The 24,838-nt window shown below is 34.7% G+C and carries 17 protein-coding genes and 1 CRISPR repeat array; of the genes, 11 read left to right on the top strand and 6 right to left on the bottom strand.

Going from position 1 to position 24,838, the window contains the following annotated elements:
* From BJL90_RS17435 to pglX, 5 genes are all read left to right on the top strand, one after another.
* Positions 1 to 2,232, top strand: a complete 2,232-nt coding sequence (locus BJL90_RS17435) for a CRISPR-associated helicase/endonuclease Cas3 (protein WP_070971035.1) — start codon at positions 1 to 3, stop codon at positions 2,230 to 2,232.
* A 30-nt stretch (positions 2,233 to 2,262) separates the two neighbouring features.
* Positions 2,263 to 2,754: a CRISPR-associated protein Cas4 gene (gene cas4 / locus BJL90_RS17430; RefSeq protein WP_070971032.1), complete on the top strand. Its 492-nt coding sequence runs from the start codon at positions 2,263 to 2,265 to the stop codon at positions 2,752 to 2,754.
* Positions 2,755 to 2,763: 9 nt separating this feature from the next.
* A complete protein-coding gene (gene cas1b / locus BJL90_RS17425; RefSeq protein ID WP_070971029.1) occupies positions 2,764 to 3,756 on the top strand; it encodes a type I-B CRISPR-associated endonuclease Cas1b in 993 nt (330 codons plus the stop codon).
* Entirely contained in the window at positions 3,716 to 4,039 is a 324-nt protein-coding gene (gene cas2, locus BJL90_RS17420; protein ID WP_335617804.1) for a CRISPR-associated endonuclease Cas2, read from the top strand. The genes cas1b and cas2 overlap by 41 nt, the downstream gene beginning before the upstream one ends.
* A 185-nt stretch (positions 4,040 to 4,224) precedes the next feature.
* A CRISPR array of direct repeats spans positions 4,225 to 6,041; the repeat unit is 30 nt; unit sequence CCTTTAATAGAACTACAGTAGAATGTAAAT.
* Between the two features lie 470 nt (positions 6,042 to 6,511).
* Positions 6,512 to 10,078, top strand: coding sequence for a BREX-1 system adenine-specific DNA-methyltransferase PglX (gene pglX / locus BJL90_RS17415; RefSeq protein ID WP_335617803.1), 3,567 nt, complete (start codon positions 6,512 to 6,514; stop codon positions 10,076 to 10,078).
* Positions 10,079 to 10,326: 248 nt separating this feature from the next.
* Here pglX and BJL90_RS17410 read toward each other — a convergent pair whose 3' ends face one another.
* Together BJL90_RS17410 and BJL90_RS17405 are read right to left on the bottom strand one after the other, a co-directional pair.
* Positions 10,327 to 11,619 carry an EAL domain-containing protein gene (locus tag BJL90_RS17410; RefSeq protein WP_070971020.1) on the bottom strand — a complete coding sequence of 431 codons (1,293 nt, stop codon included), beginning with the start codon at positions 11,617 to 11,619 and terminating at the stop codon, positions 10,327 to 10,329.
* Positions 11,620 to 11,780: 161 nt separating this feature from the next.
* Positions 11,781 to 12,374: a 5' nucleotidase, NT5C type gene (locus BJL90_RS17405; protein WP_070971017.1), complete on the bottom strand. Its 594-nt coding sequence runs from the start codon at positions 12,372 to 12,374 to the stop codon at positions 11,781 to 11,783.
* A 378-nt stretch (positions 12,375 to 12,752) separates the two neighbouring features.
* On the opposite strand from BJL90_RS17405, the gene BJL90_RS17400 reads away from it, so the two are divergent.
* Complete coding sequence (locus tag BJL90_RS17400; protein WP_070971014.1) at positions 12,753 to 14,891, top strand: catalase; 2,139 nt, start codon at positions 12,753 to 12,755, stop codon at positions 14,889 to 14,891.
* 124 nt (positions 14,892 to 15,015) lie between these two features.
* Here the strand turns inward: BJL90_RS17400 and ccsB are convergent, their stop codons facing one another.
* The 3 genes from ccsB to BJL90_RS17385 are packed head-to-tail and all read right to left on the bottom strand — an operon-like array spanning position 15,016 to position 18,422.
* Positions 15,016 to 15,846, bottom strand: coding sequence for a c-type cytochrome biogenesis protein CcsB (gene ccsB / locus BJL90_RS17395; protein WP_070971011.1), 831 nt, complete (start codon positions 15,844 to 15,846; stop codon positions 15,016 to 15,018).
* A gap of 17 nt (positions 15,847 to 15,863) precedes the next feature.
* A complete protein-coding gene (locus BJL90_RS17390) occupies positions 15,864 to 17,153 on the bottom strand; it encodes a cytochrome c biogenesis ResB family protein (protein WP_070971008.1) in 1,290 nt (429 codons plus the stop codon).
* Positions 17,154 to 17,207: 54 nt separating this feature from the next.
* The gene (locus BJL90_RS17385; RefSeq protein ID WP_070971005.1) at positions 17,208 to 18,422 is read right to left on the bottom strand and encodes an ammonia-forming cytochrome c nitrite reductase subunit c552; all 1,215 of its coding nucleotides are present in this window, start codon (positions 18,420 to 18,422) and stop codon (positions 17,208 to 17,210) included.
* A gap of 603 nt (positions 18,423 to 19,025) precedes the next feature.
* Here BJL90_RS17385 and BJL90_RS17380 point away from each other — a divergent pair.
* Genes BJL90_RS17380 through BJL90_RS17360 form a run of 5 tightly spaced genes read left to right on the top strand, consistent with a single transcriptional unit; the run spans position 19,026 to position 23,240 of the window.
* The gene (locus BJL90_RS17380; protein WP_070971001.1) at positions 19,026 to 19,607 is read left to right on the top strand and encodes a Fe-S-containing protein; all 582 of its coding nucleotides are present in this window, start codon (positions 19,026 to 19,028) and stop codon (positions 19,605 to 19,607) included.
* A gap of 34 nt (positions 19,608 to 19,641) precedes the next feature.
* Positions 19,642 to 19,953, top strand: coding sequence for a hypothetical protein (locus tag BJL90_RS17375; RefSeq protein ID WP_070970998.1), 312 nt, complete (start codon positions 19,642 to 19,644; stop codon positions 19,951 to 19,953).
* Complete coding sequence (locus tag BJL90_RS17370; RefSeq protein ID WP_236904946.1) at positions 19,931 to 21,187, top strand: ABC transporter permease; 1,257 nt, start codon at positions 19,931 to 19,933, stop codon at positions 21,185 to 21,187. Before BJL90_RS17375 ends, BJL90_RS17370 begins: the two co-directional genes overlap by 23 nt.
* Before the next feature lie 55 nt (positions 21,188 to 21,242).
* The gene (locus tag BJL90_RS17365; RefSeq protein WP_070970997.1) at positions 21,243 to 21,959 is read left to right on the top strand and encodes an ABC transporter ATP-binding protein; all 717 of its coding nucleotides are present in this window, start codon (positions 21,243 to 21,245) and stop codon (positions 21,957 to 21,959) included.
* Between the two features lie 12 nt (positions 21,960 to 21,971).
* Positions 21,972 to 23,240: an ABC transporter permease gene (locus tag BJL90_RS17360; protein ID WP_070970994.1), complete on the top strand. Its 1,269-nt coding sequence runs from the start codon at positions 21,972 to 21,974 to the stop codon at positions 23,238 to 23,240.
* 112 nt (positions 23,241 to 23,352) lie between these two features.
* On the opposite strand, the gene BJL90_RS17355 is transcribed toward BJL90_RS17360, so the two are convergent.
* Positions 23,353 to 24,735, bottom strand: coding sequence for a hypothetical protein (locus BJL90_RS17355; protein ID WP_070970991.1), 1,383 nt, complete (start codon positions 24,733 to 24,735; stop codon positions 23,353 to 23,355).
* Between the last annotated feature and the right edge of the window lie 103 nt (positions 24,736 to 24,838).

The raw sequence follows: 24,838 nt of genomic DNA, 5'->3' as shown, positions 1-24,838 counted from the left end.
GTGAATAGATATTTAGCTAAATCAAATCCGCAGGAAACAATTCAACAACATACAGATCATTTACTAAAGAATTATAATATTTTAAAATCCATATATCCTAATTTAGAAATAAATTGGGATATATTATACCTAGCATGCTTATATCATGATCTTGGAAAGATGAATATTAAATTTCAACAAAAGATTGAGAGTCAAGAAAAAATAGAAGGTGAAATACCTCATGGAATTTTAAGCTTGGCTTTTATAAATGCAAAAGCATTAAAAGATAGAGGATTTAATGATGATGAAATAAAAATTTTAGCACATGCTGTAGCATATCATCATGAAAGAGAATTTAATTTTGATAATCATCAACTAAAAGAAGAAATAAAACTTATTGAAAAAGAAGCAGAGAACTTCATGTATGAAAAGATTAAGGATATTCAAGTTAAGAAGCTAGGAGCCAAATATTTTGCCAAGGACAGAATATACCAAAAAGATAATGAAAAAATGTTTTTCAATTATATTTTAGTGAAGGGTTTATTAAATAGAATTGATTACGCTGCCAGTGGAGATATAGATGTTGAAAAGCCAAATGACTTTCTGATGAAGAGTTTAAGTAATCTAATGGAAGAATGGCAAGAAAAAGATATCCATGCGACTTGGAATGACTTACAAAAACACATGTTATCTCATAAAGAAGATAATATCATTGCTATAGCAGAAACCGGTATGGGAAAAACAGAAGCAGGACTTCAATGGATAGGAGATCAGAAAGGTTTTTTTACGCTTCCATTAAAAACAGCTATAAATGCAATGTACGATAGAGTAGCAGGAAAAATTATTAAAGAGGGTTATGAAGATAAAGTAGGTTTGCTGCATTCTGATACTTACAGTGAATATTTAAATAAGGATTTGGAAGAAGTAGATATTGATGAATACTACAATAAAACAAAACAACTATCTCTCCCTCTTACAATTTGTACTTTAGATCAAGTGTTTGACTTTGTGTATAGGTATAGAGGATTTGAATCAAAGCTTGCTACTTTAGCTTATTCAAAAACTGTAATTGATGAGGTTCAAATGTACTCTTCTGATTTATTGGCATACTTAATTATTGGTTTATCCTATATTACCAAAATTGGTGGAAAGTTTGCTATATTAACAGCCACATTACCCAACTTAGTGATTGATTTATTAAAGGAAGAGGGGATAGATTTTATTCCTCCCAAAACCTTCACAAATAATGATAGAGTAAGACATAGTGTAAAAATCATAAGGGAACAGATGAATACAGACTATATTATAAATTTATATAATAAAAATAAAGTATTAGTTATTTGTAATACTGTAAAAGAAGCACAGCGGGTATATAAAAACCTAAAAATTCAACACAAGGTTGAATGTGTAAATTTGTTCCATAGTAATTTTATAAAAAAAGATCGTAAAGAAAAAGAACATAACATACTAAGTATAGGAAACAAAGACTCAAGTGAATATGGTATATGGGTAACTACTCAAGTGGTGGAGGCATCGCTAGATATTGACTTTGATATACTAATTACAGAGTTGTCGGACTTAAATGGGCTTTTTCAGAGGATGGGAAGATGCTATAGAAGTAGACAATTTAATGAAAGTGGATATAATTGTTATGTTTTTGATGGAGGGGACAAGGAGTGTAGTGGTGTTGGCTATGTTATAGATAAAGATATTTTTCAGCTATCGAAAGAAGCTTTAAGAAATATAGATGGTCAACTAAAAGAAGAAGACAAGATGAAGCTAGTAAGCAACCTCTATACTACTGAAAACTTAAAGAATACTAAATATTATAAACTAATAAAGGCGAATATCGATTATGTAAAAAGTATAGAGGATCATGAAAAGTGTAAAAATGAAGTGAAAAAAATATTTAGAAACATTAATTCTATGACAGTTATTCCAAAAGAGGTATATAATAAAAATCTCGAAGTAATTAGTAGTTATATTGATATTTTATCGAAAGAATATGATAAAGCCATGAGCAAGAAGGAAAGAGGGGAACTGAAAGGCAAAAAAGTCATAGCTCGAAGTAAATTGATGGATTTTACTTTAAGTGTTCCCTATCATAAAACTAAAGAAAATCTTATAAAAAGTATAAAACTGAACAGGTATGAAACCATTCCCATATTGAACTGTAAGTATTCAAGTAGAATTGGAGTAGAGTATATTGAAAAAGACAGGTTTAAAGAAGATTCTATAGATTACTTTATATAGAAAATTGTTCTATTAGGCAGGGTGGTAAATATGAAAAAAGTAACTGGTGTTATGATTTATTATTATTTCATTTGTGATAGAAAACTATGGTTTTTTATGAATGATCTTAATATGGAACAAGGTAGTGACTTAGTAAGCATGGGAAAATTAATAGATGAAACATCCTACAAAAGAGAAAAGAAAAATATTCTAATCGATGAAAACATCAATATAGATTTTCTAAAAGATTGGAAAGTTATTCACGAAGTGAAAAAATCAAGAAAAATAGAGGAAGCATCTAAATGGCAGCTAAAATATTACATATGGCTATTAAAACAAAAAGGTGTGGATATAGAAAAAGGTATATTAGATTATCCGCTTTTAAGAAAAAGAGAAGACGTATTTTTGGACAAACAAGATGAAGAAGAACTGCAAAAGGTTCTGGAGGAGATAGACAAAATAAGGTCATCAAAATTACCACCAGCAATCAATAAAAAAGCTATATGTAAAAATTGTGCTTACTATGAACTTTGCTACATATAGGAGGCGGATATGGGAGAGACTTTTTATATTTTTAAAGATGGTGATTTAAAAAGAAAAGATAATAACATTATTATAACAACCTTAGAAGGAGAAAAGAAAAATTTAAAGGCTGAAGTCACAGAAGAGATTTACCTATTTGGAGAAGTACAGATGAATACTAAGCTGCTAAATTTTTTATCTCAACAGAAGATAACAATGCATATATTTAACTATTATGGCTTTTATAGTGGTAGCTTTTATCCTAGAGAAAGCAATATAAGTGGCTATTTGCTGGTAAATCAAGTGAAAAAATACGATGATCAAGAGGAAAGAGTAAGGATAGCCAAAGAGATATTGAAATCAGCTTCATATAATATATATAGAAATTTGAGATATTATAACCGTAGAGGTATTGATTTGGACAATCCTGTGAAAGAAATAGAAAGTTTAATGAATAAACTAGACTTTGGAACAGATATACATCAACTTATGGGAATAGAAGGTAATATAAGAAAAATATATTATGCCACTTGGAACAGCATTATAAAACAAGATATATGTTTTGAAAAAAGAGTAAAAAGACCACCTGATAACATGATAAATTCCTTGATTTCATTTGTAAATAGTCTTATATACACAACTGTACTTTCTGAAATATATAAAACTCAGTTAAATCCTACAATAAGCTTTTTGCATGAACCAGGTAGTAAAAGATTTTCCTTATCTTTAGATATATCAGAAATATTTAAACCTTTAATTGGAGAAAGAATGATATTTTCATTGCTTAATAAAAATCAAATTACTGAAGAAGACTTTGAAAAAGAGTCTAATTTCTTATACTTAAAAGAAAGCGGTAAAAAGAAAATACTCTTAGAGTATGATCGTCGGCTCAAGCAAACTATTAGTCACAGAGATTTAGGAAGACAGGTATCCTATAGATATCTTATCAGACTAGAGTGTTATAAGCTTATAAAAGATATAATTGAAGAAAAGAAATATAGTGGATTTAAAATTTGGTGGTGATGCTATGTATGTAGTTTTAATGTATGATATAATGATGGATAAAGATGGTGCTAAAGTGCAGAGAAATACCTTTAAAATATGCAAGAGATATTTAACCCATATACAAAAATCTGTATTTGAGGGGAATTTAACAGAATTAAATTTAATGAAGTTAAAAAAAGAATTAGGTCAGTATATAAGGGATCATAAAGATTCTCTGGTAATATTTAAGAGTAGGGATGAAAAATGGCTAGCTAAGGAGTTCTTAGGGTTAAAAGATGATAAGACATCTAATTTTTTTTAGATAACAATCTGTCGATCTCTAGTAATGTAAAAACAGACGGTATCGACAAAGTCAATTTATATCTTATGTAAAAAGTATTTTTTAGAAAAAAGATGTACTCAATATAACTTTAAATGACTTTTAAACCACACTTGGACAGAAAGTAAGTGTACAAGCCAGTAGTATAAATGCTTTAAAATGAGCGACCTTTAATAGAACTACAGTAGAATGTAAATCCTTTTTAAAAGGCATAAAAAAACACCCTTCTAAAACCTTTAATAGAACTACAGTAGAATGTAAATTTTTAAAACCCTGCTGTCTAAAATACTGTATTGTCTTCCTTTAATAGAACTACAGTAGAATGTAAATAACAATAGCAACACCCAAAATATCAAACGAAAAAGTTGCCTTTAATAGAACTACAGTAGAATGTAAATCCTTATATTATTGTAGAGGGTTCAGTTCACAAAGCTACCTTTAATAGAACTACAGTAGAATGTAAATTTATTAGACAGATATTCAAAAGGGGGATGAATATGGCCTTTAATAGAACTACAGTAGAATGTAAATCATAAGGCTTCACACAAAGCCCCTGATGTTGCCCTACCTTTAATAGAACTACAGTAGAATGTAAATTTAATAGAAGCAGCTGGAACACTTAACGTAACAGAAGCCTTTAATAGAACTACAGTAGAATGTAAATTCTTAATAATCTCCGTTGCGGTTTCTACTGGCACACCTTTAATAGAACTACAGTAGAATGTAAATACAATTGTTTGTAGATTTTGAAGATGCTCATGCGGCCCTTTAATAGAACTACAGTAGAATGTAAATAACCCAAAAACAGTGAAACAAATACTTGATTGGCTTCCCTTTAATAGAACTACAGTAGAATGTAAATACAGGAAAAGAATAATCTTCTTTTGCAAGATCTGCCCTTTAATAGAACTACAGTAGAATGTAAATTTTGGATCATCTCTACCACCCTTTCGGACTATAGTCCTTTAATAGAACTACAGTAGAATGTAAATATTGTTACATATTGCAGGCAAAGCCTGCAAAAATACACCTTTAATAGAACTACAGTAGAATGTAAATTTAAACATGATTATAGTTCACTTGCGTTTGAAAATTCCTTTAATAGAACTACAGTAGAATGTAAATTTGGTTAAAGAAATAAAAAAAGAGTGCAAAAGGTAAACCTTTAATAGAACTACAGTAGAATGTAAATGCTTGTATATTGGTCTTTGCGTTAATAGCTGCTAATCCCTTTAATAGAACTACAGTAGAATGTAAATTGATAAAAAAGCAGAGTGTTTTACAAGGGGTATAGCCCTTTAATAGAACTACAGTAGAATGTAAATAGAACTATTAACATTGTGAAACCTGAAGTGATTTTAACCTTTAATAGAACTACAGTAGAATGTAAATAGAACAGATTCAAGATACCTTTCAGAAGATATGATCTCCCTTTAATAGAACTACAGTAGAATGTAAATTCAGGAAATTCTTCCCTATATTGATAATCTGTATCCCTTTAATAGAACTACAGTAGAATGTAAATACTTGTCCCTCGATACAATAAAATAAGGGAGGAATCCTTTAATAGAACTACAGTAGAATGTAAATAAGGTAGCCAAAATTATAGCAGCATATCTAAAGTTACCTTTAATAGAACTACAGTAGAATGTAAATAGATGGAAGGTGCTTATTGTGCTGAGACAGCATATTTCCTTTAATAGAACTACAGTAGAATGTAAATGTATCACGAACATAAATATTATAACCTTCTATCATCCTTTAATAGAACTACAGTAGAATGTAAATAGATGTATTATAAGCAGTGCTACTTCATCTATCGCCCGTTAATAGAACTACAGTAGAATGTAAATCCAATAAGTAAATCTATTTCAGTTTTGACATATCCCCTTTAATAGAACTACAGTAGAATGTAAATATGAGAAAAAAGAAGCAGTAAGGACCATAAGGCGGGCCGTTAATAGAACTACAGTAGAATGTAAATAAAAAAGTAGAAAAAGAGAAATACACAGGGCAAGATCCTTTAACAAATAGAAATACAACCGTAGAAAAATAAAAACAAACATACTAAAGATAGCACAGTAAAGTATAGGAAAAATGTGTTGAAGACAATAATTAGCGTAATTATAGGATATATATTTTAAAATATAAACTACATTTGCATCTAGGCTTAAGTATAGGGTACAATTGAAGGGTTAAGAATTATCTAAGAAAAGATGAAAATAGAATGAGACTTAATTCAGGGGGAGTTTTTACTCTTACTGAATTGTAGTCGAATTTATTTCGGGGATGTAGTGTTTGACCTCCCACTTAGATAAGTAGATAACCCAAATCTTTGATCTGGTGTTAGTCACTTAGTTTGTTCACCTAGAAGTGGGAGTCTTAGCAATACAGCGAAGAATAAATTAAGAGAAGATAAGAAATAAAAACTCATCTAAAGATGAGGAGGCGTAAATGATGAACAAAACTGCTATTAAAAGCTTTGCTATTAGAGCAAGGAAGAAGTTAATAGAAGGTATAACCCAAAAAGCCCATGGGCTTGGTATTATGAAGAATGAAAGAAAAGATATTGAGATCCTCGAAAATGGGTTTAAAATTAAAGGAGTAGAAAATCGTAGAATTTATAAAAAGTACGAAAAAAAGCAAAGAGAAAAATTAATATCTGAGATTAGGGAAAAGGGATTTGAACAGGTAATTGAGGAAGTAGCCTATACATGGTTTAATCGCTTTATTGCGCTGCGTTTTATGGAGGTTAATGGTTACCTCCCAATAGGCGTGAGGGTGTTATCTTCTGTAGAAGAAGGCAGAACAGAGCCAGACATCATAAAAAAAGCTTTAAATGTAGATTTAGATATTGATAGAAATCTTGTTTGCAAGCTTATAGATGCAAATGATATGGAGGATCTCTATAAATATCTGATCATTAAACAGTGTAACCAGCTAGGGCATATTATGCCTACGGTATTTGAAGAAATAGCTGATTATACTGAACTTCTTTTGCCAGAAGGTTTGCTGTCAAAAACCTCCGTCATTAGAGATCTAGTAGTGTCTATTCAAGAGGATGACTATAAAGATCAAGTAGAGATTATTGGATGGTTATATCAATATTATAGCTCAGAAAAAAAAGATAAAATATTTGCAGATTTAAAAAAGAACAAGAAAATTGCTAAGGAGGATATTCCAGCTGCTACTCAACTATTTACGCCAAAATGGATCGTACGATATATGGTGGAAAATACCTTGGGAAGACTTTGGTTGACCTCTCACCCAGATGAAGGATTAAAGGCTCAGTGGAAGTATTATTTAGAAGAAGCGGAACAAGATTCAGAAGTGCAAAAAAAGCTTGATGAACTAAAAAATCCTAATTTATCTCCAGAAGAAATAAGAGTATTGGACCCTGCGATGGGATCGGGACATATCTTAGTATATGCTTTTGATGTACTTTATTCTATTTATTTAAAGGCAAATTACCAGGAAAAAGATATACCACAGCTAATACTAGAAAAAAACTTATATGGACTAGATATAGATGATCGGGCAGGGCAGTTAACAGTTTTTGCTCTTATGATGAAGGCTAGAAGTAAAAATAAAAGAATTTTTAAGGAAAAGATTGATTTAAATGTTTGTGCTATTCAAGAAAGTAACGAAATTCCGAAAGAGGCAATAGAATATCTAATAAATTCAAAGGGTGCCGATATTGTAAAAACTGTCAGTAAAGAAGATGTGGAATATTTATTGGCAGTGTTTCAGGATGCAAAGGAATATGGTGCTATTTTAGATGTGAAGAAAATAAATTATGCTGTTATTGAACATAGATTAGAAGAGCTTAAAAAGGAAGAAATTTTAGACTTGTTTCAACTTCATTATACACAAATCATTTTAGAAAAGTTACCTAGCTTAATCAAACAGGCCAAAATCATGAGTCAAAAATATGATGCAGTCATAGCAAATCCACCCTATAGCGGATTAAGAAAATTAAATGATCAGCTGAAAAAGTATATAGAAGATAATTTTCAAGCATGTAAGTATGATCTTTTTTCAGTTTTTTTTGCTAAAAACATTGATTACACAAAAAAATCGGGATTTATTGGTTTGATGACGCCAAATGTATGGCAATATATTTCATCTTATAGAAATTTGAGAGAACTTATCATAAATAATTATCAATTGATGAGTTTGATACAGTTAGCCGATAATGGTTTTAAAGATGCTTCCGTTTCAATTAGTACCTTTGTTATGAGAAAGGAAGCTGGTAAGTATCATACAACCTTTATAAAGTTAGACAATGATTTTGACGAAGCTGAGGAACAAGAAAAAGTTGATGCTATAGCTAAGTTGTTTTCTAAAAATACCCATGTGTTAAATACAGAATTATTTAAGAGTATACCAGATAATAAAATTGCTTTTTGGGCTACCGAACAGACCATCAGAACATTTTTAAAAGGAAAAAGGCTGGAAGCTATTGCAAAACCACGTCAAGGTATGGCTACATCAGATAATAATAAGTTCCTTAGATTGTGGCATGAGGTTGACATCTGTAAAATACAGTTTTTTTCCAAAACTTCAGAAGATTTTCATTTAAAATGGGCACCTTACAACAAGGGGGGTGGCTATAGAAAGTGGTATGGAAATAATGAGTTCATAATTAACTGGCAAAACAATGGGGAAGAAGTCAAAGAATATGCAAAAAAATTATATGGTAGTTACTCTAGGACAATCAAAAATGAAAAGTTTTATTTTCAATCAGGTATCACCTATACATTTATAGGTAAGGATGTAGGCCCTAGATTTACACCAAATGGATTTATTTTTGATGTTGCTGGGTCTATGATATTTATTGAAGATGAGAAACTACTTTATATTTTAGGGTTAATGGCCTCTAAGTTGTCCAAGTACTATATGGACATTTTGAACCCCACCATTAATATCCAGGTAGGAGATATTAAAAATATTCCAGTAATCTTAGACAAAGAAAAGGAAGAAAATATTAAGGCCCTGGTTTCTAGATGCATTAGAAAGGCGCAAAAAGATTGGGATTCCTTTGAAACATCATGGAACTTCAAGCAGCATCCATTACTAAGAGGCTCAGCAATAAAAAATGATTTTAATGCAAGTAAAATAGAAACTGCTTTTAAGGAATGGGAAGATGTTATTCATAAAGAATTTTATCAGATGAAAGCCTATGAGGAAGAACTAAATAAAACATTTATTGAAATCTACGGGCTAGAGAATGAGCTGACACCCGAAGTGAAAGAGATTACGATGAGAAGGAGAGGAGATATTCAATCCTTTATCTCCTATGCGGTAGGATGCATGTTTGGAAGATATTCTTTAGATGAAGAAGGGTTGATTTATGCAGGTGGAGAGTTTAAGATAGACAGGTACAAGACCTTTATCCCTGCAAAAGATAATATTATCCCAATAGTGGAGGATGATTATTTTGAAGACGATATTGTCAATAGATTTGTAACGTTTGTAAAAATAACCTTTGGTGAAAAAATGTTAGAGGAAAATCTTGATTATATTGCACGCTTATTAAGTAAGAAAACCAATGAAACTTCTAGACAAACCATAAGAAGATATTTCTTAGAGGACTTTTATAGCGATCATTTAAAAATCTATAGCAAACGACCTATTTATTGGTTATTTGATAGTGGTAAAGAAAACGGATTTAAAGCCCTGATCTATATGCATCGCTATGATGTTTCAACGGTGGATAGAATCAGAACAGATTATCTTCATAAATTGCAAAAGAGATATGAGGATGAGGTGAAAAATCTAAATATACTTATAAAATCAGAGTTGCCTGAAAAGCAAAAGACTGCTGCAATGAAGAGAAAAGAGTATATAGAAAGGCAAATAGCACAATGTGCTATCTATGATCAGATCATTGCACATATAGCTAATCAAAAAATAGAGATTGATTTAGATGATGGTGTGCAAGTAAATTATTCTAAGTTCCAAAATGTGAAGATTTCTCAAGGAAAAGAATTAACACTTAACCTTTTAGCTAGAATTTAGCTTAGAGAAATAAAATCTAAAATACAAGACAAACTGGTTGACAAATAATGTATTTTGTCAACCAGTTTTCATTATAGTCGAATTTACTTCGAGGATGTAGTGCTTGATCTCCTACTTGCATAAGTAGGTCACCCAAATCTTTGATTTGGTGTTAGTCACTTAGTTTGTTCACCTAGAAGTGGACGTCTTAGCAAATACACCGAAGGATAAAATGATCTATATATTTTAGCATAAGGTTTTATTTATTTCTAAGCATCAAGGTAGACAGGTTTCTCCATCAAGTGGAGTAAATTCTGATTCTTCGATACTTCAGCTTCATGAATTACACCTGCTTGCGCAAAGGCATTTAATAAATAAGCAATGGGAACCACACCGCTATATTCTTCTCCTTTTGTTACGATAATATAGTCATAGACGGTGCTTTCTTCCCTAGACATAGCTATATTTGAAGCCTCTCTAATATTTATTGAATGATCAAGGACTAAAGGGGCATGATTCATTATACTGCTTAAAGGACGTAGTAAAAAGTTATTTTGATTCCCTTCTTTTCGCATTTGATAGTAAAACTTATGACGCATGATTAGTCCTATAACCTTCTTTTCTTTTAATACGACAATACCTTGTAAATTGTAGGATTCACTAAAGATATTGTTAGCTTTGTCACAAGTATCATCCTGTTGTAAAGGAGAGTCACGACGCTGTAACATGCCAATTGTCAGGGTGGTAGGCAGTCGTTGAATTTTTTTATTCTGTTGGTTGAGTCGTTGAATTTCCTCCATTAGTTTAGGGGAAATAGCAACAAAACCCTCTGAAGGACGCTGAATATAATAACCTTGACCATAGGGAATACCAATTTCAATCAAGGTTTTAAGCTCCTCCGAGGTTTCAATCCCTTCAGCAATCACTTGAATATTTGTTATGTGTGAAAATTGCTGAAAGCTTTTTAATAATTCTTTTTTCATCATATCTTTATCGATATCTCGAATAAGGGCCATATCAATTTTTATGAAATTAGGACGAATTTCTGTCATAAGCCGTAGGCCAGAGTATCCGTCACCTGCATCATCTATAGCAATGCGATAGCCTTGATGGCGATAGTTTTCGATAATTTGGTTAAATGTCTTATAATCGCTTACTGCAGTATGTTCCGTAAGTTCAAAAATTATATGATTAGTATCAATGTTATGATGTCTTAGAAATTCCTTTGTGAAGCCTTTTTTAAATTTAATATCTTTAATAATATCAGAATCTATATTGATAAATAAGAGCTTATCAGAAATAGTCTCTTTTGCTTTTTCAATAGCTTTTAAGCGACAGAGGAGGTCTAACTCCCATACTTTATTGACCTTTTTAGCATAATGAAATAGTTCATCAGGATAATGAAAGTGGCTATTTGCTGGACCACGGCTTAAAGCCTCATAACCTAAAACGCCACCATCTTTTAAGGAAATGATTGGCTGAAAATAGGTGGTAATTTCTTGTTTTTTAAGGATATTAAAATATTCCTGTTTTAAGTTGTTTTTAATCATTGCAATTGCCATAAATATACTGCTCCTCTATGAATTTTTATCTTAATGTTTATGCTTTAGCTTTTAGCCTTGTGCTTTTTATAAGGTACTACTTTTTATAGATGAGGTAGTATGCCCATCTAAACCTCTAATATTCAGTTGTACTGAAGGTGTTGCTTTGCAAAAGAGAAGGATCAAGTGGCAATTTTAAAAAGAGGGTATAATTTGTGCAGGCGCTTTTCTATAATATCACTGATTTCATACCAATTGTTGACTCGAGTAACTTTGGGAGGTAAGATTCCTTGATTATAGTGGCAGTCCATAAGTAATACTTCAAAGCCTGCTAGTGAAAGCTGCATAGCATTTTCGTATCGATCTTCAATAAAAATATCACATGCTAATTCCTGTGCTTTAGTTACTTTATTATGGCTACCCAGTAGAGACAAAGAATGGGAGGAGATTTGATGATGTATAAACCATCTATTTGTCACATCTTTCATTTTTTCTTCACGAGCTGTAACGAAGTGGATTTTATGCTGTTTATATAATTCATTTACAATAGTTTTTACTCCTTCTCGGATTTTCGCCTCTTCATGAAGTACTTCTCCATATAATGTGTAAAATTCATCATAGGCTTTTCTACTTACGCCTAAAACCTCATGTATTTCATAGACCTTTACATCTTTAGGCGCAATTTTCCTGGAAAAATAATCATTTGCTCGAGGAATCCAATCATAAGCTTCAGTAATGGTACCATCAATATCAATACATAGATTTAAATGTTTCACTGCTTATTCCTCCCATCTTTTCAGTAATTTTTCTTTTAAGTTATAAAACTATCGATTGTAAGCATTAGACAGAGTAAGTTTTTTGCTCTGCCTTCATTATATAAAAGAAATCTATAACATTCTTTAAAATTAAATTAAATTCTGGTAAAGTTATTGTAATGATTAAAACAAAGAATAGGTAATGAAAAAAGATTGTCTTGCCAGACAGTCTTTTAAAATATTATCATGACTTTTTTACGATGGAGCCTCTAATTCACCAACAAATTCCAGTATAGAATAGGACTATACAATTAACAATAATAGTGTAAAAATTAACCAAAGTCGCTATTAGACACTGAAGCAAGATGTTTTGCGCTTTAGTTTAAGAAGGAGGAAAAAATGGATAAAAAACAGCAGAGTCATACTTCTATACAAAAAAATACAAAAAATCATCAGTTAGAAGATTATCGTAAAAGTCATGGGGAGCAGCTTCTTACAACAAATCAAGGGGTGCGTGTCTCCAATACTGATGATTCTTTGAAGGCGGGTGACCGAGGGCCGACACTGATGGAGGACTTTCATTTCAGAGAGAAGCTCACCCATTTCGATCATGAACGAATTCCAGAACGAGTGGTTCATGCCCGCGGTTTTGGCGTACATGGCTATTTTCAGGTCTATGAATCAATGGCTGAATTTACTAAGGCAAAATTTTTACAAGATCCATCGGTGAAAACCCCCGTTTTTGTGCGTTTTTCTACTGTGGTAGGTTCTCGGGGTTCAGCTGATACTGTTAGAGATGTACGAGGCTTTGCCACTAAGTTTTACACTGAAGAAGGCAACTATGATCTTGTAGCAAACAATATTCCCGTATTTTTTATTCAGGACGCTATCAAGTTTCCTGATGTGGTTCATGCTATTAAACCAGAACCTAATAATGAGATACCACAGGCTTCTGCTGCCCATGATACTTTTTGGGATTTTGTCGTTAATACGCCAGAGACGGCACACATGATCATGTGGCTCCTATCGGATAGGGCCATTCCACGGAGTTTCCGTATGATGGAGGGTTTTGGCGTCAATACCTTTAGATTCATTAATCATCAAGGAAAAGCTCGCTTTGTTAAATTCCACTGGAAGCCTTTATTAGGTGTACATTCCTTGGTTTGGGATGAGGCTCAGAAGTTGGCGGGCAAAGATCCTGACTATCACAGACGCGACCTATGGGATGCCATTAACATGGGGGCATATCCTGAGTACGAGTTAGGGGTACAGATGTTAGAAGAAGAAGAAGAGTTCAATTTTGACTTTGATATTCTTGACCCTACTAAAATTTGGCCTGAAGAAATTATTCCTGTGAGACGAATAGGTAAGATGACGCTAGATGGCAACGTAGATAATTTCTTTGCTGAAACAGAGCAGGTTGCATTTCATCCTGGTCATGTGGTGCCAGGGATAGATTTTAGCAATGACCCTCTGTTACAAGGAAGACTGTTTTCTTATTTAGATACACAGCTTATCCGATTAGGGGGCCCTAATTTCCATGAGATTCCTATTAACCGACCTGTAGCACCAATACATAATAACCAAAGGGATGGCTACCATCGTATGACAATTGATCGAAGCTCTGTTAGTTATTCTCCAAACTCTCTTCAGGGGAATGCACCAATGCCGGCTTCGGAAACAGAAGGCGGATATGTTCATTACGAAGAGAAAGTAGAGGGCAAAAAGGTTCGTCAACGTAGCCAGAGCTTTCAAGATCACTATAGCCAGGCTACGCTTTTCTGGAACAGTATGTCTACTGCAGAAAAGCAGCACATTATAGAAGCCTTCCACTTTGAGGTAGGAAGTGTGATGGATAAACAAATCAAGCAACGGGTGGTAGACATGTTTAATAATGTAGATGGACAATTGGCTGCTCAGATTGCTGCTGGAGTCGGTGCTACACCGCCAGCAAATCCGGGTAATGCTGGTATTACAGCTTCATCCCCAGCTGTAAGTCAGGAGAACACCGTTAAGGATGCAAAGACTAGGAAGGTTGCTATATTACTAGAAAATGGATTTAATCATCAGGAGGTAAGTCAAGTAATGGAGGCGTTAACCGCTGCTGGCGTACATTCAGAAATCATTAGCAAGAATTTAGGTATGCTTACAAGTGTTGATGGCCAACAGTTGGAGGTTGGAAAAAACTACGTAACCACTGGATCTATCAAGTATGATGCAGTCTACATAGCTGGAGGTCAGCAAAGCATAAATACTTTAATGATGCAGGGTGATGCGCTGCACTTCATTAATGAAGCTTTTAAGCATGCAAAGACAATTGGAGCTACTAATGAAGGGATAGATTTGTTGATGGCTTCTGCTATACAAGGGGTGGCTATGGCTGGTGCAGATACCCAAGCACAGGTAATAACTGAAATGGGTGTCATAACAGTAAGAAATGTCACAGATATGAAGAATTTTACCAAAGAATTTATCAATGGCATGGCTCAACATCGCCATTGGATTCGTCAAAACAAAAAACAAATGATACCTGCTTAGTTATTAGATAAAACTTCAGTGAAGTTATACTATAAGGATTTTAAAGCCTTGATAAAGGTTTACTATCATACCTTTGAGTACCCATAACATGAATTTGTTATGGGTACTTGTTTTTTTAGTCGTTTTAGGCGTAACTATGTATACTTGGTAATAATGTGTTGACGCCTATATAAGTAAACAGCACACAGATAAAACCTATTATGCTAAATAAAGCAGCCTTTTTTCCCCGCCATCTCTTTGTTAATCTAAGATGAAGATAAACCGAGTAGATAATCCAAGTAATAAAAGACCAAGTTTCTTTAGGATCCCATGCCCAATATCTTCCCCAAGCCTGTTCTGCCCAAATGGCGCCTGTGACAATTACTAAAGTAAGAAATAAGAAGCCTAAAGCAGTGGCTCTATAGCTTATTGCATCTAATTTTTCTAAAGTAGGTATATGTTTATGGATAAATTGGTCTTCCTTAAACTTGTCTTTTAGTAAATACATGCAGGAAACACCACAAGCCACACCAAAGGAACCATAACCAATAACCGCTGTAGCCACATGAAGAGCAAGCCAATAGCTTTGTAAAGCTGGCATTAAAGGACGTACGTCCTTTGACTGCATTGCGGCATAACCTATGATAATAAAGATAATTGGTGTAACGAAGGTACCCATAGCTCTGAAATGATATTTATGTTCAAAAATAATAAAACATAGGCTAATCCCCCAGGCAAAGCTTGTTGCAAACTCATACTGATTTGTTAAAGGTATCCGTTCTGCGCCAATCCCCCGAACTATAATCGCTAAAGTATGCAGGATAAAGGCGATTTTAATTAAAAACGTAGCATACATTCCGGCTTTTTCATGTTTCATAACAAAAAACAAAAAGTATAATACCATCGAAATAATATAGGTAGATATAGCCACATTGAAAAAACTATTTTCAAGTTGTAGTAAATTTTGTAGTTCCATCATTCGTCCTCCATTCATTATATTTTTTGCAAAAGTTGTTCTATTTGATGTTTATAATTTTCTTGGTCTTTTATTGTATCTGCCCATAATAAAACTTTTCCATCTTTTCTTTTTAAGATTTGTAGTTGTCTTGGTTGAAAGTAAAAAGCAAAAAGAATGCCAAGAAGCAGTAGGAATCCGCCTAACTTTGCCCCAGAGATCCCAGGATCTTTTGTTATCTGTAGAAAAGTAAATTGTCTTGGATTTTTTATCGTAAAGGTATATTCTTCCCATGTAACGGTTTCACCCATAGCAACTACATTCATATCTGCCCGTTGACCCTCATAAAAAACAGTATAAAGTAACTGTGGATTGTTAGGGTAAGGACTGATTGTAAAAGGTCTACCCATGGAAACATGATAATCTGGATAAAAATTTACAAACTGGAGGGCAATTTTTTGATTGTCATCCACATGAATTTCATTTTGATATAGAATGCGCTCTGCTATTACTTGATCATCACGCTCTAAAGTCATATCTACAGCCCAACCTGTACCATTTTGATAGATACTGAAATTGTCCATTCTAAAGGGATGATTCACAGAAAGTTCTCCTTTTGTAAGCTGATTGCCAGTAGCGGCGTCAAGAACAGTAATTTCACTAATATACTGCCTGACACTATGATCTTCACGAAATTGTATTTCAAAAGCATCTATCTGTATTTCATATGGCGTATTATCTATCTTTTCTTTAATACCAGGTACGCCATAAAGATAAGTTTCAAATCCAGCAATTTGTCCAAACATATAGGATACAAGGATGAATAACAATCCAATGTGCGTCAACCAAGATCCTAAAATACCAAATCTATTTTTACAACTCCAATAATACATTCCTTCTTCAGTTTCTAGCTTTTTTATTTTAAAGAACCTTGCCTTCTTGAAAAATTTTTCAACATTGATCTCTTTGTTTAGTTCTTTTTTTATTAAATAGTTCTCTCTTTTCAACTCCTTGTATAGCTCAGGTGTTTTCGTCATTTGTTTTATAAGTATGGGTAAACGGATAATGCTACACAAAGTTAAATTGATGGAAAGTACAACCGTCATTGTAATAAACCACCATGAGTTATATACATTATGCAAACTTAAGGTAGTAATCAACGTATATACGAGGGAACTATATTCCCTTTGATAAAATAACAATGGATTTTTTTGAGGAATGATTGTTCCTGCAATAGAGGATATACCGATAAGAAGCAATAGAATAATTCCAAACTTCATGGAATGAAGAGCCTGCCAAGACTCCTTTAAAACACTGTCCTGTTTCATCCTCTTACGCTCCTTTCATCTTGTATCGTTGGGGCTATAAAATAGCCCCAACATTTATAGTTCTTGCCTGAATAATTCTAATCCTTTTTCAGCATACATACGAGCTTCGGTTAAGGTATCACGAGCTAATTGAGGATTGTGGAAACCTGTGGCGTTTTCTACAAACACAAAATCCCATCTCCACTGAGCTTTACGATGATAGTCTCTTGCTAAGTCTAAAAACTCCTCAGTGTGTTCACCAGCCTCAACAGCTTTAGTAAGTTCATCAATTAGTTCAACAATTAAATCACTGACTTCATTTGTGGTAGATTCTATTTCTGCTTGAATTGTTTCGACCCGTGCTATTAATGCATCAGGGGTTTCTGAATGACATCCCATACAAGAGGCTTCGATGGTTTTTAGCGGACTAGTCCAGTGGTGAGAACTAAATAAATCACCATTATCGGTACTCATATTTGGCATGTGACAGTCAATACAACTTAAACCTATGTTGCTATGAAGGCTTCCTTGGTAGGTTTCAAATTCAGGGTGTTGTACCTTCAGAAGGGGTGTTCCTGTAGTAGGATGAATCCAATCAGAGTATCCCATGTCATCAAAGGTTTTCTCAATACCAGCTACAGTAATACCATTTTCCCAAGGAAGGATAACTTCCTTTGATTCAGGATGGAGATAGTATTCAACATGGCACTGTGCACAGGCAAGATCCCCCTGTTTAAAGTCCATGTCTACTTTTTCTAGTGCTACCTTTAGATGATTTCTAGTAATTACAGGTTCTCCAGGTGCATTTTGGTGACAATCATAACAACTGATAGGACTAATAGCCTGCGCGGCAACCTCATCAAAATTCATTGCATGTACTTCACTGCCCAGTTCATTGATCATAGCTACATAATCAGGGGTTTTACAGCTTAAACAACTAGCACCTGGCTTTGGTCTCGCTGTATGTATAACATCTTCTAAAGCGTATACATGCCCCCTAGCTCTTAAATATTCCTTACTGAATCCTACACCATCATATAATACTAGAAGATTTGGATACTTTTCTAGATAGTCATAGGGTTCAGAACCGCCAAAAGTTGTTTTTTCCATCTCTGCATTTTTTAAGTAAGTCTCATATTGTAGCGGATATTGTTGCGCCCAATCCTCAGCATAGATAATTCCTTCTGGGGAATTGTCTATCGTTAGCTGAAAAACTAAAATAGCTACGAGAGAAAGAGCAACGATTGTCACAGCACTAAACCATTGATTTTTTCTAGGTTGAATCTTCATATCTTGTTTTCACCTCCTTTCTTAAGTTATGACATTATAAAAAATTAAATGTTTTTTATAATGTTTATTGCAGATAGATAAATCACTGATTTATATACCCGTTTTTTTTACAATATAATAAAATAATCTCAATTTTTCCAAATTATTATTGATGTTTAGATAAAAAGAAATTTTATTTCAAGATTGGCATCAATATTGCATAAAAAAAGATGTCTTAAGCTATCATAAAAAATTTGATACATAAGACTACTAGTATTGGGAAGAAGCTGCGACAATAAATCCCATGATTTTGAGCCTATATTCATTGCTGATATCTTTAACCTTGGCATAACCTTAGTTGTTATTATAGCAATGAGATTTGTGAAAAAAAGTAGGATAACTTACAGCTAAGTGTAGGAAAAGACACAGTAGTTATGGTGCTATCTTTTATTAGTGCCTAATCTACAAGGGGTAAGGTATAAATTACCCTGTAGATGACAAAACATACAAAGAATAACCTTAAGGGGGTGAAATTGTTATTTCAGCTGAAAAAGACACAAACGTAGTTTTTGATGGGCTAAAGTTCATAAAAGCATATCTATAATCGATGAGGAGGAAGAAAAAATGTCAAAGAAATTACCTAGTAAAAAAGAACAATTTATGCAGGCTCCAAAAAGTAGGTTACCGTTAATGATAGCGGCCTGCTGTGCTGTTCTAGCTGTTGTCGTATTATTTGTAGTCCTTGGCGCTAGCAAACAAGAAGAGGAGAAGTATTTTGGTGATACAGTGGCTGCTTCTCGGTCCTATGTAGGTGAATTTATCTCCATGACGCCTATAGCGCCTATTGTTGAAGATGGACAAATTAAAATAGCCCTACAAGATGTGGATCAAAACAATATTGTTTTTTTTGAAGTGGAAAATAATGAGGGAGATTTAGTTCCATTGATGGCTTATATTACCCCTTCAGGCCGCATTTTTGTTGGGAGTAGTATGTGTGAGCCTTGCCGAGGCAGGACATTCTCTCTTGCAGGTGATACCCTTGTATGCGATACATGCCGTACCACCTACAATATTGAGAACCATGAATTTATTTCTGGGTCTTCTGCATGTGGATCTTATCCTCCTGTGAATATGAATCCAGAGATACAAGATGAAATCATTATGATTGATCTGGAGGAAGTTCTAAACTGGAGAGTTCGTGGGTAATCGTTGTTTTTAAAAAGGAAGAGAGGATGAAATTGTGGATAGATACAAACAAGATGGAAAAAAACTTTCTGATGTTGGAAAATATATTCAGACAGGTTTAGTAGTGTTAATCATTCTCATAGGTATGAAGTTTGTCTTTGCACGAAGTGCTGATGTATTTGGGCCCCGGGATGGTAGGCTTAGTCAAATCGCTTTGGAATACTATGTTGAAAACTACGGAGATGACGGTCAAGAAGTAAGAGCAGTTGTACGAAATTTTGGTTGTCACCAAGAAATCCATATTTACAAAGATGGGGAGCTGGTGATGAAGGTGACCTATGCGAATGGTCAAGTATACGAGCTATGATAGAATTACCTTTAGCAATGATTGGATAAGGAGTGAAGCAATGAATATTTTTCAAATCGCTTTAAACAACTTAAAAAGACGAAAAATAAAGATGTTATTTTTAATGCTTGGCCTAGTAGTAGGCGTGGCCACTGTAGTGGGGATCTTGAATATTATCGAAGCAATGCATGTGGATTTAGGAGATAGGATTGATGAGTTTGGTGCAAATGCCATCCTTCTTCCACGCTCCGAGGAGATACACTATGGTAATACAGTTATTTCTGACCTGGCCTTTGATGTACAAAAGCTTACTATGGAGGATGTTCCTAAAATCTATTCATCCTCAGTAGCAGAGTATATCAACATTGTATCACCTAAATTGGTGGGGGCTGTGGAAATAGGGGATCAGAAGGCACTGATGGTAGGGGTAGAAACTAGACAAGAATTTACCCAAAAACCTTGGTTTTCACTGCAACAGCAGATGGGAATTGGTCCAGGGGAAAAGGTGGGAGACTTGGCCCTTATGGATATACCTGAAGATGGGCTAATTGTTGGAAGTTCTGCTGCTGAAGCTTTAGGAGTAAAAACAGGAGATTTGCTGATGATAAATGAGCAGACTTTTAAAGTATTTGGCCTGCTAAATAAGTTGGGAAGTGAAGAAGATGGCCTGGTTTATGGTAATCTAGCGGTAGTTCAGGACTTGTTGAATAGACCTCAGGAATTGTCGATGATAGAAATTTCAGCTTATTGTAATAGTTGTCCTATAGAAGAAATAGCCATGGGGCTAGAAGACGCTTTGCCAAACAGTCGTGCAATCCCTATGCGACAGGCAGCGCTTTTCCGTGAAGAAACAATTCAGCAGTTTTCAGTTTTTGGTTTTGCCCTTGCAGGAACGGTATTACTGGTTGCGGCTTTGGTTGTATTCATCACCATGCTTTCTTCTGTAAATGAGAGAAAGAGAGAAATTGGAATTTTTAGAGCTATTGGTTTCCGACGTATTCATATTATGCAGGTGATTTTCTTGGAGGCAGGGATCGTTAGTTTTTTAGGGGGATTAACTGGATATTTTCTAGGCAGTTTTATTGCCATTTATGCTGGCCCGTATTTGGTACAAATCCAAGGAGGGTTTTCCCTACAACTCCAATTACTTCTACCTGCTGTAGTACTTTCTGTAGGATTGGCACTTTTAAGCAGTGTCTATCCAGCGCTAAAGGCTGTGAAACTTGATCCGGCTGAAGCCTTGCGTTTTATTTAGTAGACTTAAAAAGAGCCAATAGCGTATCGAAGAAAAATATTAAAGGAGGATAAATATGTCTGAGACGATGATCTCATTAAGAGATATAAAGAAAGTATATAAGTCCATGGGTGAGGAAGTTCAAGCCCTGAAGTCTATAACATTGGATATTGAGAAAGGAGAATCCGTCAGCGTAATGGGGCATTCTGGATCTGGTAAAAGTACCCTCTTATCTATTATAGGAGCGCTGAATCCTCCTACCTCTGGAATCATTGAAATAGATGGTATCGATATTTATAAGCTATCCCAGGAGAGACGGGCTGATTTTAGGCGTGAATATTTAGGGTTTGTTTTTCAACAATTTCAATTAATTCCCTATTTAACGGCACATGAAAATGTTATGCTTCCTTTAACTACTACAAAACGATCAAACAAAGAAAAGAGGGAAATGGCAGAGGATGCCCTGCATCGGGTGGGTTTAGCCAATAAAATGAAGCGACTTCCTAATCAACTCTCTGGAGGGGAACAGGAAAGAGTAGCAATTGCAAGAGCTATTGTAAATGCGCCTCCACTTATATTAGCGGATGAGCCTACTGGTAGCCTTGATACAAAAACTGGTGATGAGATTATGGAACTTTTTCAACAATTAAACAAAGAAGGTTTGACGATTCTTATGGTTACCCATAATCCAGATAACACCCGTTATATGGGGCGTAGCATTATGATGAAGGATGGAAGTCTGTTATCAGATCAAGAAGAAATCCTTCAAGTACTTTCTAATAAGAAAAACTAACGGAGGGATAAAATGCAGTTTTATCATATAACATTCAACAACCTCCGCCGTCGAAAGGCAAAAATGTTTTTTGTTCTTTTGGGGCTGATGATTGGTATTGCCACCATAGTATCGGTCTATGGGGTGATAGAAGCTATGAAGATAGAGATGACCCGTCAGGTGGCAGAATTTGGTGTGAATGTTGTTATTACACCGGAGGCTGGTGGTTTAACTTTTTCCTATGGGGGTATTACTCTTCCAGAGATAATGTATGATGTAGCGCAATTAAGCACAACTGATATAGATGTAATTCAAGGACTTCCCTCAAGAAACATGATTAAAGTTATGGCGCCAAAGTTATTGGGGTTAGGTACATTAGAGCATGGACAAAAGATGATTATGGTGGGTACTGACCTACAAGAAGAATTTCTATTAAAACCCTGGTTGAGGATCAGAGACAAGGATCAACGATCAAAGGTAGAAGAGAAGATGCAAGAGACCAAAGGAGTTGGAGATAGTAAAAAGATGGATTTTGAAACCATCGATCTTACAAGGCAGGATTTGGAAGGATTGAATCCTTCAGATGATCAGATAGTGCTTGGATCTAGTGCTGCAGCATCTTTGGGGGCAATGGAAGGTGATTTAATAACCCTTTCAGGGCAGGTATTGGAGGTTTTTGGGATTTTGGTGGAAAGTGGATCAGTAGAAGATCAACAAGTTTTTATGAATCTTCCAACAGCACAGAAACTATTAAATCGTCCTGATGAAATAACCGTTATTGAAATGTCGGTTGATTACTTGGCTGGATCTGAAGAAGCTTTACTTCTAGAGATAGATGAAGCACTTCCCCACACTCAGGTCACTAGTTTGCGTCAAGAAACGCTGAGGCGGGATGAGATGCTGACGCGGTTAGTGCGTTTTGGCATGACCGTATCTTTACTAGTACTCCTTGTGGGAATGTTAGTAGTTGGCTTAACCATGTCTGCTTCTGTTCGAGAACGCACTCGGGAAATTGGGGTATTCCGTGCACTAGGTTTTCGGAAATCCCATATCGCTAAAATGATTCTTTTAGAAGGCGTTTTTATTAGTCTAGCAGGAGGATTTTTAGGCTACTTAGTAGGTATGTTAATTGCTGGCTATGGGGGACCTTTTTTTGCAGGTATGAATATTGCTGTAGTTTGGAGGGGAGATCTTTTATTGATCTCTATAATTGTAGCACTGGTGATTGGTATCCTTTCCAGTCTTTATCCTGCTTATCAAGCTGCAAAACTGGATCCAGTTGAGGCATTGCGCTTTATTTAAAAAACAGATGATAAAAACTATATGTCGTGATAGATCCTTTAAATAAAAGACCTTGAAGGTTATTTCAAGGTCTTTTAAGGTTCATCTGTAATGCATTGTTTATAAAATTTGTTTAAATAATAAACATAGCAACAATTGTAGTTACAATTAATCCAATGATAACTGGGATAAAATTTCTCCGGGCTAAATCCATAGGGGCTACTTTACAAATAGCGGCAGCAGGAATTAAACCCCAAGGAACGATGGTTCCTCCTCCTACCCAAATAGCACCAATTTGCCCTAAAGCTGCAAGGGTAGCGACGCTCCCACGCACTGCCGTACCAAAAACTCTAGCTAAAGCTCCCACTAAAGGTACGCCTGAAAAGCCAGAACCATCTAAGCCAGTAATAGCGCCTATAGTCATCTCCATTACTGCTGCCGTAGGCTTGTTCATAGGTGCAATGGAGGCTAAGGCATTTCCCAAGTCAGCTAAAATTCCTTGAGAGGCAGCAGGCAGAGCTTCTCTTCCCATTACTTGGGCAAAGGTACTTATATCTCCCATGTAAAAGAAGGCAGCAATAGGGATGATGGGACCAAAAATCTCCATACCAAATACAAATCCTGACTTGATGTATTTGGTTACTGCTTCTAAAGCACTTTTTTTATGTTCAGCAAAGCATAAAACCAGTAGAATCAAAACTGCTGTTCCTCCGATTAAAGCTGTTGCATCTCCGCCTTTTAGTTGAAAAACAAACATTGCAATAATATCAATAGTAAAAACCAATGGCACCAAAATAGCTGCTACCTTTGCAGTAGGTTTTAATTTTTCCTCGGTGAGGGTTTCTTCAATGAAGTCTTCTTCAGGTTTAAGGAGCCCTTTTTTCATATCTTTTTTTAATAGAATGTAGGCAGTAATAATAGTAACAATTCCCATTACAGCAAAGAGGGGAAGTCCTTGAATCATTAGATCCGTTACTTCTACCTGTGCTGCATTGGCCGCCATTGTGGGAGCCCCTTGGATAACAAAGTCTGTAGAAAGCGCTAAGCCATGGCCAAATAAATTAATAGCCATAGCAGCTCCTATAGCCGGAAGACCTACCTTCAAAGCTACTGGTAGTAATACAGCACCAACAAGGGCTGTAGCAGGAGATGGCCAGAAAAACCAAGATACGATAAACATGACAAAGCCCATAAACCAAAAAGCGCGATCAGGCGTTTTAATCAGTTTGGTAAAGGGCTTGACCATCAATTGATTTGCCCCTAAATCCTCCAACAATCTAGACATAGATACAATGACTGAAATAACAAATATAATCCCTAACAGTTCGGTACCGGCAACAACAAAGGCATCAAAAATTCCTCCTATTGCACCAAAAACTCCCTTTGATGCTGTTAATCCCATTAGAAAAATTCCTAAGATACAAGGAACTAAAGTATCTCTTCTCATTACCATAACTACTAAAACAACGAAAACCATCACAACATAGATCCAGTGAGTTAATGTTAGTGCCACCATACACACCATCCTTTCTCTTAAAACTCTTTTAAGAAAAGCTTCCTACTAGTTATCATATGAAGTAACAGAAAGTTGGTGCTATTTCATGAAATACATTTTGCTA

Source organism: Clostridium formicaceticum (assembly GCF_001854185.1).
Classification (GTDB): Bacteria; Bacillota; Clostridia; order Peptostreptococcales; family Natronincolaceae; genus Andreesenella; species Andreesenella formicacetica.
Note: the sequence above shows the minus strand (reverse complement) of the source record. Positions and strands in the feature narration are given on the sequence as shown.

Bases quoted from the DNA above. Each gene is read 5' to 3' on its own strand.
- cas4 (WP_070971032.1), top strand. From the start codon at position 2,263: ATGAAAAAAGTAACTGGTGTTATGATTTATTATTATTTCATTTGTGAT.
- cas1b (WP_070971029.1), top strand. From the start codon at position 2,764: ATGGGAGAGACTTTTTATATTTTTAAAGATGGTGATTTAAAAAGAAAA.
- pglX (WP_335617803.1), top strand. From the start codon at position 6,512: ATGATGAACAAAACTGCTATTAAAAGCTTTGCTATTAGAGCAAGGAAG.
- BJL90_RS17410 (WP_070971020.1), bottom strand. From the start codon at position 11,619: ATGGCAATTGCAATGATTAAAAACAACTTAAAACAGGAATATTTTAAT.
- BJL90_RS17400 (WP_070971014.1), top strand. From the start codon at position 12,753: ATGGATAAAAAACAGCAGAGTCATACTTCTATACAAAAAAATACAAAA.
- ccsB (WP_070971011.1), bottom strand. From the start codon at position 15,846: ATGGAACTACAAAATTTACTACAACTTGAAAATAGTTTTTTCAATGTG.
- BJL90_RS17390 (WP_070971008.1), bottom strand. From the start codon at position 17,153: ATGAAACAGGACAGTGTTTTAAAGGAGTCTTGGCAGGCTCTTCATTCC.
- BJL90_RS17385 (WP_070971005.1), bottom strand. From the start codon at position 18,422: ATGAAGATTCAACCTAGAAAAAATCAATGGTTTAGTGCTGTGACAATC.
- BJL90_RS17380 (WP_070971001.1), top strand. From the start codon at position 19,026: ATGTCAAAGAAATTACCTAGTAAAAAAGAACAATTTATGCAGGCTCCA.
- BJL90_RS17370 (WP_236904946.1), top strand. From the start codon at position 19,931: ATGGTCAAGTATACGAGCTATGATAGAATTACCTTTAGCAATGATTGG.
- BJL90_RS17365 (WP_070970997.1), top strand. From the start codon at position 21,243: ATGTCTGAGACGATGATCTCATTAAGAGATATAAAGAAAGTATATAAG.
- BJL90_RS17360 (WP_070970994.1), top strand. From the start codon at position 21,972: ATGCAGTTTTATCATATAACATTCAACAACCTCCGCCGTCGAAAGGCA.
- BJL90_RS17355 (WP_070970991.1), bottom strand. From the start codon at position 24,735: ATGGTGGCACTAACATTAACTCACTGGATCTATGTTGTGATGGTTTTC.